The organism is Halobacillus sp. B29, assembly GCF_052246755.1.
GTDB classification, from domain to species: Bacteria; Bacillota; Bacilli; order Bacillales; family Halobacillaceae; genus Halobacillus; species Halobacillus halophilus.
This window is the reverse complement of the sequence record NZ_JBQQCM010000014.1, coordinates 78,111-91,305: the sequence shown is the minus strand read 5'-3', so window position 1 is coordinate 91,305 and position 13,195 is coordinate 78,111. Positions and strand designations below refer to the sequence as shown.

The 13,195-nt window shown below is 39.7% G+C and carries 15 protein-coding genes; 1 reads left to right on the top strand and 14 read right to left on the bottom strand.

The genetic code is table 11. The features are described 5' to 3' along the window. Positions 1-46: 46 nt before the first annotated feature. From ACTWP7_RS16925 to ACTWP7_RS16875, 11 genes are all read right to left on the bottom strand, one after another. Positions 47-1,831, bottom strand: coding sequence for an ATP-binding protein (locus ACTWP7_RS16925; protein ID WP_443124213.1), 1,785 nt, complete (start codon positions 1,829-1,831; stop codon positions 47-49). Next, positions 1,831-2,547, bottom strand: coding sequence for a response regulator transcription factor (locus ACTWP7_RS16920; RefSeq protein ID WP_014643564.1), 717 nt, complete (start codon positions 2,545-2,547; stop codon positions 1,831-1,833). Before ACTWP7_RS16920 ends, ACTWP7_RS16925 begins: the two co-directional genes overlap by 1 nt. Before the next feature lie 91 nt (positions 2,548-2,638). After that, on the bottom strand, positions 2,639-3,829 hold the full coding sequence (gene ccsB / locus ACTWP7_RS16915; protein ID WP_014643565.1) for a c-type cytochrome biogenesis protein CcsB: 1,191 nt from the start codon (positions 3,827-3,829) through the stop codon (positions 2,639-2,641). Positions 3,830-3,857: 28 nt separating this feature from the next. Then, positions 3,858-5,492, bottom strand: a complete 1,635-nt coding sequence (gene resB, locus ACTWP7_RS16910) for a cytochrome c biogenesis protein ResB (protein WP_443124212.1) — start codon at positions 5,490-5,492, stop codon at positions 3,858-3,860. Between the two features lie 28 nt (positions 5,493-5,520). Beyond that, complete coding sequence (gene resA, locus ACTWP7_RS16905; protein ID WP_443124211.1) at positions 5,521-6,075, bottom strand: thiol-disulfide oxidoreductase ResA; 555 nt, start codon at positions 6,073-6,075, stop codon at positions 5,521-5,523. 53 nt (positions 6,076-6,128) lie between these two features. Continuing rightward, entirely contained in the window at positions 6,129-6,857 is a 729-nt protein-coding gene (locus ACTWP7_RS16900) for a pseudouridine synthase (RefSeq protein ID WP_443124210.1), read from the bottom strand. Positions 6,858-6,996: 139 nt separating this feature from the next. Beyond that, positions 6,997-7,512, bottom strand: a complete 516-nt coding sequence (locus ACTWP7_RS16895) for a spore maturation protein (RefSeq protein WP_443124209.1) — start codon at positions 7,510-7,512, stop codon at positions 6,997-6,999. Then, on the bottom strand, positions 7,509-8,099 hold the full coding sequence (locus ACTWP7_RS16890; protein WP_014643570.1) for a nucleoside recognition domain-containing protein: 591 nt from the start codon (positions 8,097-8,099) through the stop codon (positions 7,509-7,511). Before ACTWP7_RS16890 ends, ACTWP7_RS16895 begins: the two co-directional genes overlap by 4 nt. Then, positions 8,087-9,178, bottom strand: coding sequence for a D-alanyl-D-alanine carboxypeptidase family protein (locus tag ACTWP7_RS16885; RefSeq protein ID WP_443124208.1), 1,092 nt, complete (start codon positions 9,176-9,178; stop codon positions 8,087-8,089). The genes ACTWP7_RS16890 and ACTWP7_RS16885 overlap by 13 nt, the downstream gene beginning before the upstream one ends. A gap of 500 nt (positions 9,179-9,678) precedes the next feature. Further along, positions 9,679-10,260 (bottom strand): SMC-Scp complex subunit ScpB, encoded by a 582-nt coding sequence (gene scpB / locus ACTWP7_RS16880; protein ID WP_443124207.1) that lies wholly within the window; start codon positions 10,258-10,260, stop codon positions 9,679-9,681. Next, entirely contained in the window at positions 10,251-11,006 is a 756-nt protein-coding gene (locus ACTWP7_RS16875) for a segregation/condensation protein A (RefSeq protein ID WP_443124206.1), read from the bottom strand. The genes scpB and ACTWP7_RS16875 overlap by 10 nt, the downstream gene beginning before the upstream one ends. A gap of 146 nt (positions 11,007-11,152) precedes the next feature. On the opposite strand from ACTWP7_RS16875, the gene ACTWP7_RS16870 reads away from it, so the two are divergent. Further along, on the top strand, positions 11,153-11,635 hold the full coding sequence (locus ACTWP7_RS16870) for a DUF309 domain-containing protein (protein ID WP_443124205.1): 483 nt from the start codon (positions 11,153-11,155) through the stop codon (positions 11,633-11,635). A 27-nt stretch (positions 11,636-11,662) separates the two neighbouring features. On the opposite strand, the gene ACTWP7_RS16865 is transcribed toward ACTWP7_RS16870, so the two are convergent. The 3 genes from ACTWP7_RS16865 to ACTWP7_RS16855 form a co-directional block, all read right to left on the bottom strand. After that, entirely contained in the window at positions 11,663-12,028 is a 366-nt protein-coding gene (locus ACTWP7_RS16865; RefSeq protein WP_443124204.1) for a GNAT family N-acetyltransferase, read from the bottom strand. 434 nt (positions 12,029-12,462) lie between these two features. Continuing rightward, positions 12,463-12,735 carry a site-2 protease family protein gene (locus tag ACTWP7_RS16860; protein WP_443124203.1) on the bottom strand — a complete coding sequence of 91 codons (273 nt, stop codon included), beginning with the start codon at positions 12,733-12,735 and terminating at the stop codon, positions 12,463-12,465. Positions 12,736-12,755: 20 nt separating this feature from the next. Next, positions 12,756-13,190, bottom strand: coding sequence for a peptidylprolyl isomerase (locus ACTWP7_RS16855; protein ID WP_224892645.1), 435 nt, complete (start codon positions 13,188-13,190; stop codon positions 12,756-12,758). Positions 13,191-13,195 lie beyond the last annotated feature (5 nt).

Here is a 13,195-nt window from a genome sequence, read left to right as displayed (position 1 = left end):
GTTATTTATCCATTACTAGATTAACTCACTTTTCGACATTTAGCAACTAGTTATCTGTAAAATCTATCCTCTTTGGGATTCTGAAAGAAAAAGTAGTCCCCTCTTCCACCTTACTGTGCACACTGATTATTCCATTATGGGCTTCCACAATATTTTTAGCAATAGCCAGTCCTAGACCCGTTCCTTTTTTATGCTTAGATGTTTCTCTTTTTCTTGATTTGTCTGCTTTATAAAAACGTTCGAATACAAATGGAAGATCCTCTTCAGAAATTCCCTGACCAGAATCATGTACAGATGCCATCCATTCATGTTCTCCATCCTCAATAATTACGTTTACGGATCCATGCTCACTTGTATGTCGAATGGCATTATCAATGAGATTAGTAAATACTTGTTCAATCCGATCAGCATCAAAATAAAGCCATTCTAGATTTGGATCTACATTTATTGTTAAGGCAACCTGTCGTTCCTTGGAAAGTCCTTGAAACTTCCGTTCAATCTTGTCCATATAAGAAGTCATTTCTACGGATTCTACATATAAATTTATATGACCCGCTTCCATTCGAGCTAAATCCAATAACTCATTGACCAGTCGGCCTATTCGCAATGATTCATCGTGGATGATCTGGGCTAATTCATTTTTATCTTCTTTACTCTCCGCAACATCATCTACTATTGCTTCACTGTACCCTTGAAGCATTGAGATAGGAGTTCGTAGTTCATGAGAAACATTGGCAATAAAATCTTTGCGAAGTTTATCCAGTCTGCGCTCGTCTGTCATATCTCTTAAGACCGCAACTGCACCTCTAATAGTGTCTTTATCGTATAATGGAGTCATAATAATGACCCAGGAGCGGCCTTGCAAGGATACTTCAGTCATCGCTTCCTGTTCTTTAGATATCACTTCATCAAAAAGTTCATAAAGAGGAGCAGGCAAATTAATTGGACTCAATGTAGCTTCTTCATCATTCTCAAACTTATCAGCTTCCAAATATTGCTGGGCTGGAGGGTTGGAAATCAGAACTTCTCCCTCACGATTGATGGTAATAACTCCATCTGCCATCGAGCGCAATATGCCCGAAAGCTGTTCTTTCTCCTGATTTAGGGCATTAATATGAAATTTAAGCTGACGTCCCATGCGATTGAAAGCCATAGCAAGCTCTCCTATTTCATCATGAGTTAAAATAGGGATCTTTGTGTTAAATTCCCCTTTAGCAAGCTCAAGGGCACCTTCACGCATCTTGATTAAGGGGGATGTGATACGGGTAGATAAGAAAAAAGCAAAGATCGTAGTCAAAATAATAGCAATCCCTGCTCCAAGGAAAATAATTTTGGTGGTCTGTTCAGAAGTTTCCTCAATCGTATCCAGAGATTGATAAACAAAAACAGCACCATTTCTTTCTGTTAAAGGAGTTCCTACTACCATAACCTCTGTATCGAACTCCTTTATTTCTGTAACCTTTTTCACATCACGCCCTTCACTTATGACTTTGGATAAATCGTTATCGGAAGAGATCCAATTGTAAGTCATTTTGGGAAGCGCCTGTGATTCGCTATCACTAATAATCACTTCATTAGGTCCATAAGTGATCAATGCCCGGCTCGCAGGATTCTTAACAAGTGCCGTAGTAGAAAGAAGCAGATCTCTATCTTCATACCTATCAACTACCTCTGTAATTTTAGAAGCAGTCTGAAGTAATTGACTCTCTGCTTGCTGGATATGATAATTCTGAAAAAATTCTAATAGTAAGACCGTTAGAATAAACAGGACAAAGCATACAAGAAATAATATAGTAAACCACAGTTTACCTACCACACTGCGCCAGAACATTATTCTCCACTTACCTCGAACTTATAGCCAATCCCCCATACTGTAACGATCATACCTGCCGCATTAGCGGAAACTTTACTTAGCTTCTCTCTTAATCTCTTCACATGAGTATCCACGGTTCTGAGGTCACCAAAAAATTCATATTGCCAAACTTCTTTGAGAAGCTGTTCTCTGTGAAAAACTTTATCAGGGGACTGCGCCATGTAATTAAGGAGCTCATATTCCTTAGGAGTTAATGCTACTTCTTTTCCTTCGGCTGTTACACGGTGCGCATCATTATCGATGGTCATGTGCGGAAATACCAGGACATTTCTTGCAGAAGTATCCGTTTCCAAAAATTTAGTAGAGGAAGACCGGCGAAGCAGAGCTTTCACCCTTAAAACCACTTCTCTCGGGCTAAATGGCTTAACAATATAATCATCAGTACCCACTTCAAAGCCTTGCACACGATTTGCTTCTTCCCCTTTGGCGGTAAGCATAATGACTGGAGTTGCTTTCTTTTCCCGCAGCTCTTTACAAACTTCTATACCGTCCATTCCCGGGAGCATTAAGTCGAGCAGAATGACATCGTAATCCACATCGATTGCTTTTTTTAAAGCTTCGTCTCCATCTTCTGCTTCGTCAATAATATAATTTTCTCTTTCTAAGTACATGCGGATCAAACGTCGAATACGATCTTCATCATCCACTACTAATATTCTGGCTTCTTGTTCCATAAGTCTAACCACCCTTAATTAATACTAATTATTTCATTTCATAAATAAAAATGGCAGGGGGGTAAAAACCCTTCCTGCCTTTAAGAATAAATCATGCATAGGAGTGAAGTCCAGAAATCACCAAATTTACCGCAATTAAGTTAAACATGATAATTCCAAAACCACCAACGGCAAGCCACGCAGATCTCATCCCCTGCCAGCCTCTTGAAAGCCGCAGGTGTAAATAAGCTGCATAGAAAAAGAAGGTGATCAATGCCCACACTTCTTTAGGATCCCAGCCCCAGAAGCGATCCCATGCTTGCTGGGCCCAGATCATGGCAAAAATAAGAGCACCTAAAGTAAAAACAGGAAAACCGATGGCAACGGCGCGGTAAGAAACCTCATCGACCAATTCTGGATTTACTTTCTTCCTAAGCATAGGCTGTAGGAAAGCCCCAACTCTTTTTCTCATCAGGAGTCTTGCTGCTCCATATATTACAAGACCGCCAAGTAAGGCTAAAATAAAGGTATTTAACTTAACAGCAGCATCCTCACCACGCATCCACTGTGGTGCCTCAACAAGTGGCTGCATAGCTTCCTCGGTAATTAACTCTCCACCTGAGGGTCCGATAACGGCAGGCATCTGATAAGTAATTTCCGCCTGCTGACCTTCAATTGGCGCTTGAAAAACCGATTGATAATTCAATGCACTAAAGGTAGACGATAGAACGATGAAAGCTACAACTGCAGCTATTGTATAAATGACGAACTCGAGCCACGATGTGTGCTTGCTGGTTTTGGACTGATCGATCTGGGAGATTAAGTAAATCAGTCCTGCTACAAAGCTGACGGATAATATACCCTGGCCCAATGAAGCAGTCGTGACGTGAATATAGAGCCAGTGTGATTGCAAAGATGGTACTAATGGAGAAATCTCAGTCGGAAACATGCTGGCAAAAGCTATGATTAACAAAGCTATAGGCAATGCAAAAAGACCAAGCAGATCCACTCTGTAAATAAAATACAGTACAATAAATGCAAACACCAGCATCATTCCAAAGAACGTGGTGTATTCAAATAAATTACTAACTGGTGCATGGTGACTTGCAATCCACCTTGTTATGAAGTAACCCACTTGAGTTATAAAACCCAGTATTGTAATAGATATTCCTATATTCCCCGCAGTTCTACTTTTCGTTCTCTTTTTATCCCGGATCGTTGCCCCAAAGAAAAACGTTGCGATCAAATAAAGGAAAAAAGCAGCATATAGTAAGTTTCCACTAATTGCACTTAAATCTCCCATTTTTATCCTCCTCAAACACTAATAAATTCTATTCTTTCATTTCATACTGATCCTGGGGCTCCTGAATATGAGTTCCAGAAATCACTTTATTTATCTCCTGCCTAAGAGCATACCAGTTCTTGTTCGTGTGCCCGGCAATCCATACTCCATTTTCCTTAGGCTGAAGCCAAATTCTCCGGTGGTTCCAATACATTCCCTGGATAACACCTATCATAAAAATGGCACCACCCAAAGCAATAAGTGGAAGCGTGTGATCCTTCTTAACAGTGAGTCCTGTTACGTCACGGACATCGAAATTGACAAGTCCAATTTTATAATTGTTTTCTCCACTTGCATCCACATTGGCTCCAATTCCTAGAAAGCTAGTTTCTGCTTCATCGGAATCAGGAGGGTAAAGTGTAAATACAAAAGCAGGATTTTTTGGAAATTTGGATACAGATACGGGCGCGCCATCCTGCATTTCATATTCAGGGAAATAATCATCTATCTCCACACGATAGCCGCTATCGAGAGTATATTCATTTTTAGGATCAGTCAAATCAACCGTAAACTCTCCATAGTTTGTATCTTCATTTCCTTTATCATGAATCTTAAATGTCATTTCTTTAAACTCATTCAACTGATAACTTGCTTGATAAAGAGCAAAATCATCAAATTTAATCGGATGGTTCATTTTAGCTTGAGTATCTTTAAGTTCTGTTAATTCTGGTTCCTTTCCAGGGACGATCTCATCAGTCCGTTCATAAATAACTGCGTTAGTCTGAAAGGTTTTGGGAATTGGTCCGCCTTGATTTTGAATCGCTTCTTTAAATCTAGCATCTGTTTGATCGTTTTCATCGTAGGTTTCCAAGATAAAGTCTTTGTTCTTTATATAATACTTACCTTCTGTTCCTGGAATCATGGAAGTTTCACCTTCACGTACCCATATAAAATCATCAATGTAAAATGCCGGGACAAACCGGAGCAATGACCCTATTAAAAATATAATGAGACCTATATGGTTTACATAGGGCCCCCAGCGGGCAAAGCGATTTTTTTCAGCAAGAATGTGACCATCCTGCTCGTAAATTTTAAATCGACGCTTTTTTAAATTCTTTTTGTAAAGCTCCAAGTCTATCTGATTGGACTCTGTCACACCAAAAATACGCTGTTTCTTCATGAACATTTCATGGCGCCTTGGCTTTTGTTTTTTCAATGTCTTATAAAGAGGGAAAAACCGGTCGATACTGGCAATGACAATTGAAACACCAATCATGGCAAGTAACAACATATACCACCATGAGCTAAATAAATTATGAAAACCAAGCTGGTAATAGATCTGGCCCAGTAGACCATATTGATCTCTATAGTGTAAAGCTGGATCTACGTTAGGAGGTATGTACATTTCCTGTGGAAGAATGGTACCCACCGCTGAAGCAATTAACGTAAGAACAATCAGCCACACACCAACCTTCACAGAAGAAAAGAAATTCCAAATTTTGTCCACAATGGTGCGGTTATATGTTTGAGACCGCCGGGCACTGCCATCATACCTCATGTTTAAAAGCTTTTTATCTTCGTTCCCATTGATATGCTGGTTCCCTTCAATCGGCTTCCCGCACGCTTCACATAGAACCGTCCCTTCCGGGTTCACATGACCGCACTCACATGTAATTTCATTCATATTAAAACCTCACAATATCAAGTAAACTCTACTCCTCAGGTACAATCTTCTGTAAATGGCCTTCCAATTTACTTAGCGTAAGTGGGCCAATTACTTTCTCTACAATTTCACCTTCGGAGTTGATGAATAAAGTCGCAGGGAGATTGCTCACGTTGTATAAATCCATAACCTGTCCGTTTTTATCTTGTAAAACCGGAAAGCTTAAACCGTATTGGTCTATAAAATTCTGTACGACTATTTCAGTGGAATCGAGGTTAACTGCCAGGATTTCTACCCCTTTTTCTTTAAACTCAGGATACAATTCTTCCATATACGGCATTTCATCTTTACAGGGTCCGCAGTACGTGGCCCAGAAATTAACCATAACTCCTTTTCCTTTTAAATCATTTAAGGATATACTTTCCCCGTTACTTCCAAATTTCTTCAGTTGAAAGTTAGGAGCTTGTTCTCCTTGAGCTATCACGGACTTTTCTTCTTTTGCGTTGGAAATAAGAGCAAATATAACCAACCCAGCCATTACGGCAAGAATTACGGTACGAAAAACGAGCCTTTTACGCTTTTTCTTTAGTGTTTGTTCTTTCATATCATTCACTCCCAACTCATTATAACATTGATTGGAAACGGAAAATTTGAACGTTATTCAACATTTTTTTCTGCAAGCTGTCGAAGCTGCTTAACTTCGTGAGGTTTTAATGGACGTGAGTCTCCAGCGTTCATCCCATGTAAATCAAGCGTACCGTATCGTTCACGCTTAAGCTTATCGACAGGATAACCAAGAGCTTCGAACATCCGGCGTACTTGACGGTTTTTTCCTTCATGAAGGATGACCTGGATGATCGCACTGTTCTTCTTCGGATCAGAAGAATTAATCTTGGCGTGAACAGCTTTTAAGTACTCTCCATCAACATTTATTCCTTTTTTCAATTGCTGAAGCTGCTCTCGTGATGGAATTCCTTTGGTTTTTGCAATATACACTTTATCTACTTCGTGCTTTGGATGCATAAGAAGGTTGGCGAATTCGCCATCGTTCGTTAAAAGGAGTAAGCCAGAGGTATCGTAATCAAGTCTTCCAATTGGAAAAATCCGCTCATCCACTTCCGGCAGATAATCGGTGACAACTTTACGGCCTTTATCATCGCTTACACTTGAAATCACACCACGGGGTTTGTAGAGCAAATAATAAACCGGAGCCTCTTTCACAATTGGTACTCCTTCTACCTCAACATCATCATTCGAACTCACTTTTGTTCCAAGTTCCTTAACTACTTCACCATTCACTTTAACCTTTCCATCTATAATCATTTTTTCTGCTTTTCTACGAGAAGCTACACCTGCATGGGCGATTACTTTCTGCAGTCTTTCCATTTCCGCCATCTCTGGTCACCAGCCTTTTCACTCTTTAATCTATACACAACAGGAAGCCACGCTGATGTATTCCAGCGCGGCTTGTCAGCTCCTTAACATTATACACATTATAGCTACATTTGCACAAAAAGTCATCCTATCAACTAAATAGGATGACTACAACTACTATAGAAGCTATTATACCAACCAGATCGGCCAATAGTCCAACCTTTAAAGCATCTCCCATTTTTTTTATTCCCACAGCCCCAAAATATATAGTAATGATATACAATGTCGTATCAGTACTCCCCTGCATGACCGAGGCCAGCTGTCCGATAAATGAATCCGGTCCGTATGTTCGGATGAGCTCGGTTGTCATGCTTAAGGCTGCCGTACCCGATATGGGGCGTATAAAAGCAAGAGGAAGAATCTCTTCAGGAAATCCTACCGCTCTTGTTACAGGTTCAAAAAGTTGTAAAATAGCTCCCATAGCTCCGGAAGCTTGAAAAATAGCAATTGACACCATCATGCCTAATAAAAAGGGAAGTAATGATATAGCAATTTGCATACCTTCTTTACTGCCTTCTACAAACACCTCGTAAGCAGGAACTTTTTTCAGAGTTGCTGTAATGAGTACAATTAAAATAATCCCTGGGATTAACCATATGCTGATCATGTTCTCATCAACCTTTTTCTTCGATAATAAAAATATCGATCAATTAAAAGAGCAGCACATGTTGAAATTATGGTGGCCAGAATAGTTGCACCTACAATGCTGGTAGGGTCTTCTGAGCCGTATTTCATACGAATAGCAATAACGGTGGTTGGAATTAAAGTAAGGGAGGATGTATTGATAGCTAGTAACGTTATCATAGACCTGCTGGCTTCCTGAGAGTCTGACAATCTCTTAAGTTCATTCATTGCTTTTAAGCCCATGGGAGTGGCTGCGTTTCCCAGGCCGAAAATATTAGCTGTCATATTTGAAAGAATGTAACCAAGAGCTGGATCGTTTTCCGGAATATCTGGAAAGACTTTTCTTACAAAGGGTTTGAATAACTTAGCCAATCCTCTGAGCAATCCTGCCTCTTCCGCGATTTTCATAAGTCCCAGCCAAAAAATAAGTACTCCAGCAAGGCTCAGCGCGATCATTACAGCTTCGTCCAGGGTAGAAAAAATCGCTTTGTTCACAGCCTCCATCGTTCCGTTAAAGGCTGCATAAACAATTCCTATAATAGCTAGCAGGGCCCAGATTAAGTTGACCACGGCACCACCCCCGTAATCCTGCCAAGAAAACTTTTCATTCCGGATATAAGGGATTTCTTAGGTCGTTCATGCCATACAGATGCCTGGACAAGTGGAGTCTCTCCCACCATAAATTGACGCATACCTGCTAGATTGTCCTGTTCTACTCCATTATATCTATAGAAAGTTGCTCTTACCTCTTCTTTTTCAGTTGCAGTAAGTGGGAAGTAAATGTCACGAGGCAAGTAGTAGCTTTGGCCATTGGTTTCAACTGTACCCTCAGATTGGAGTTTGACCGACTCAAAGTTTTCAAACCCCCATTCAAACATACGCTGATGATCATTCCAATCGTCTGGGGCATTTAAGGTAACAGCAATTAATTCCATGCCATCTTTCTCGGCACTGCTCACCAGAGTACGGCCTGCTTTCTTTGTAAATCCAGTTTTCCCTCCATTTGCAGGTGCGTAGTATTTAGTCAATAACTTATTTTTGTTCATCCAGGCATAGTCTCTGTTTTCAGACCGAAAAGATTCGCTTCCGGTAACTTTTCTAAATGTTTCATTTTTCATCGAGTAAGCCATTAATAAGGCAAGGTCATAAGCACTTGATACGTGCTCCACCCCGTCCAGGCCGTGCGGATTCTCAAAGTTACTGTTATTCATACCGAGCCAAAGAGCTTTCTCATTCATCATTTGTGTAAAACCTTCCACACTTCCCCCTACATGCTCGGCAATCGCCACCGCTGAGTCGTTCCCTGAACGCAGCATTAAACCATAGACTAAATCCTTAAGAGGGATCTTCTCATTCTCAGTTAAATAAATTGAAGAACCCTCTGTATGTACCGCTCGACTGCTTACTTTTACTTTCTCCTCCATCTTCCCTGATTCAATTGCTATAATAGCAGTCATAATTTTAGTTGTACTAGCGATCAGGGACGCCTCATAAGCATCTTTTTCGTATAAGACGCGGCCTGACTCAGAATCCATCAATACCGCATGCTCAGCAGAAACGGATAGGTTTGGATTTGCCTGTACGGGATTACTTATAAGAAGTGATATAACCATTGCTAACCATAAAGAAGATAATATACACTTTTTCACCGGGGGACCTCCCTGTTTTCGTCATTTGATTTACCTTATGCTTCCCGGTACAAGCTTATGAGTACTAGCCACCTGCAACTAATAATCATGCTCCTAAGCTAATGGACTGAAGAAAGAAGTTTTTTTCTCTTATTTTTTGGCTCTTTTAAAGTTTAATGATTCTTCATAAGAACCTTATTACGCAATAGGTCGTTACTGTAAAACTCAGTTTCGAGACAATACGGTTCTGTTACAGGGGACGATGAAATTTTCATCTATATGTTTTAGGCAGGGATGAAAAAAAGGTGATTAAACCATGAATAACTATTTGGACTAATTTCCTTACGATAGTTGGATCCATACATATTTATTTTTACGAGCCTAAATCCATAAAAATACGGCTTCAACTCTAAAGATTTAGAGATGAAACCGCCTAGATATGCATGGTTATTTTAAACTATTTACTTAACAGCTTGAGATCGCTTAATATAGACCTTCTTCTTTTCTCATAAATTAAGATTCTACTCATCCGTTGCAGTAAAATCACCAAAGAAAAGGTCCGCTTCTTCCTCTAAATTTTCTGTTTCTTTAAGTTCTGAAAGCGGCGGTAGCTCACTTAGAGAGGTAAGTCCGAAATATATTAAAAAATCCTTCGTCGTACCGAAGAGTACAGGTCGGCCTATAGCCTCTTTTCTTCCTTTTTCCTCAATTAACCCTCTGGTAACAAGAGTCTGCACTGCTCGATCACTTTTTACTCCTCTAAGATCATCAATTTCTATCCTAGTAATAGGCTGTTGATAAGCAACAATGGCAAGTGTTTCAAGAGCGGCCTGGGAGAGGCGAGTATTCCCTGGCGAATCTATCATCCGCTTATAATAAGAGGCATGTTCAGGTTTGGTGGTCAGATGCAGAACCCCATGGGAGTCCATGATGGTAATGCCTCTGTGCGCACTCTCGTAATCCTGTTTTAATTCTTCTAGTATATCATTTAATTCTTTTTGGCTTATTTCGAGAAGGGTACCTATTTTTTTGCGGGTTAAACCTTCATCACCGGAGGCGAACAGTACCCCTTCTAAGATGGCTTTGTATTCCTCTAACTCCATGGTGCATCCTCCATTTTAAATACAATTAACTCCTCAAAGTGCTGCTGCTGCACACAAATGATGTCGTTACTTTTCATTAATTCCAGGATAGCCATGAAGGTAACGACTATGTGCGGGCGAGATCGTTTTTTAAATAACTGATAAAATGAGGTTCCACCTTCTTGCAAATCAACTTGAGTCAAAATTTCTTCCATTCTCAATTGAATAGGGACTTCATCCCTTTTTATTTTGGTTTCTTGAACTTGCTCATTTGCATTGGTTCTGGAAAGCATTTTACTCATAGCATGAATCATATCATAGATAGACGCCTCCCCTGGCTTAATAGCAGGGGCCTCTCCTTGAACTTCTTCCTGGCGCATAGGCGGGCGGGTGTATATTCTATTTGCTTCTACTTCTTTTTCTTTTAACCCTTCAGCTGCCTGTTTATATTTACGGTATTCAATCAGCTTTCTCATAAGATCTTCGCGAGGATCTTCTTCTAAGCCTTCGTCATCCACTTCCTCTAGGGTTGGATTAGGCAGCAGCATCTGACTCTTTATGGCAAGCAGCGAAGCAGCCATCACTAAGTATTCACTGGCAAGATCTAACTCTAATTCTCTCATCGTATGAATATAATTCATATACTGATCGGTTATTTTAGAAACTGGGATATCATAGATATCGATTTCGTAGCGATTCACTAGATGCAAAAGAAGATCCAGCGGTCCTTCAAATCCATCTACTTTAACTTGATAGCTTTTAGTCATCGTATTCTTCCTTTGTTGTTATCAATTGACGATTATTATCGTATCAAAAAATGTTGAGTAAGTGAATTGTACACTACGGCTTGTGGTTCTGTTCATCGGTCGTTTACAATAATTATTGAAGTGAAAAGATTGCGGAGGTATCCAGTATGTACCCTGAGAAGTATATAGAGTTTTTAGCTCATTTTCATGGGACGAGAGATTATTTTGAATGCCATGAAGTGCTTGAAGAACATTGGAAATTAGTTGAACCTAAGAACCGCCTCTCTGTTTGGGTTTTACTCATACAAATTGCCGTTTGTCTATACCATTACCGAAGGGGTAATCTTCGAGGAGCACTTACCCTTATAAATAGATGCTTAGAAAAGCTTGAACCTAACTTTTATCATATCGAAAATGTAGGTATCTCTTTTTCTTTATTATCCAATAAATTAGAAGAAATGAAAACACAAATCGAGAAAGGTTATTCTTACAAGAGTATTAACCTTCCTATTAAGGATGAAAAGTTAAGGGAAGAGGTTCAAATCTTATGCACAAAATGGAATGTAGCTTATGGAAGCCCGAGTAATTTACAAAATAACTATTTAATTCATAAACATAAATTAAGAAAAAATAAAAGTGACCACAAATAAAGGAGATGTCTTTGGACATCTCCTTTCCTATACTTGTGAAGAAGGTCTTTGTGTTTCACACTTTACCACAAACGACTCCGTAGTTTCATCTGCACAAATTTCGTACTGACCGCCGAAATTCTCTTGAATTCGTTGGATCATTTGTTTGCCAATACCTGAGTTTCTGTGGGATGGGTTTACAGATACATGCTGAATTACCACTTTCCGACCTTCCACTCGAATTCCAATGGTCCCAAGAATATCTTCTTCTTTCCATAAGAATAAATTCCAATTTTCATTCGTCTCATATTCTTTTATGATTCCTTGAAGCATTTTCAGATCTGATACCCCAGGCATAAAGGACAAGAGACCCATTGCAATCTTTTCAAATGATTTTTTATATCGAATTAACATAGTTACCCCTCAATTATGAAAATAACTTTTCTTAATCTATTTTTTAGAACGGCGACGCTAATCCTATAAAGCCGCAAGAGCTACTGCACAATTCCAAACCAGTAGTAGATGCCCCAGGCAAATCCTAGTACAAGCAGAAAAATAAACAATGTCCAATTCTTCTTTCTCATTCAGCTTCCCCCGGAATGTTTGGTTTCACATACAAAATATAGAATAACAAATTCACTTGAAGATGCAACCCTTTGTAACAACCCTCTAAGACTTGACCGACCTAAAGTATTGAAAGAAACGGTAGCCATCTGATTTTACACCTTTGATATAAAAGGGAAAGCTATTTGTTATGGCAAGATATCCGTTAAACATGCAGAAATAAAAGAATCCTTCTGGTTGCTCTGTCACTGGGCGCAGAAAAAGAAGAGAAGCCACCATTCCATTTAACAGAGGCCCCCCATACTTATCCAGGCTTTCTCTTTAAACGAAAAAGATGGAGTCTTCTCGTTGATTGAGCGGCCGCCGTTAAAGAAAAATATACGTACATATACTTGCAGTTTTCCAACACGGAATTTGTATATCAGCCTGCCTGCTCCTATAATAATATAGGATTTTTCAGCACGAAAAATCATTGCGAGCAGTACATGACCCATCTCATGTATAAATAGACCAAGTGGAGCTATTAAGAAGAGCAAGAGAAAAACATCGACAACCATGAATGTCTTCCTTTATTCGATTACTTGTCTTCGACTCTAACCTTGTGCATTACATCACCAGGACGAACACGATCTACTGTATCGACACCTTCAATCACCTGTCCAAATACTGTATGACGTCCATCTAAGTGCGGTTGTGGAGAGTGGCAGACAAAGAATTGGCTTCCCCCTGTATCTTTACCGGCATGGGCCATAGATAAAGTACCCCGTTTATGTTTATGCGGATTACCTTCTGTCTCACATTTTATAGTATATCCAGGGCCTCCCGTTCCATTTCCATTAGGATCTCCGCCTTGTATAACGAAATCGGGGATGACACGGTGAAAGGTCAATCCATCGTAAAATTCACTATTCGCAAGTTTTTCAAAGTTTTCTACCGTTCCAGGTGCTGCCTCATCATATAATTCTATTAGCATTTTTTCTCCATTTTCAAATTCAATTGTTGCTTGTTTCATATCTT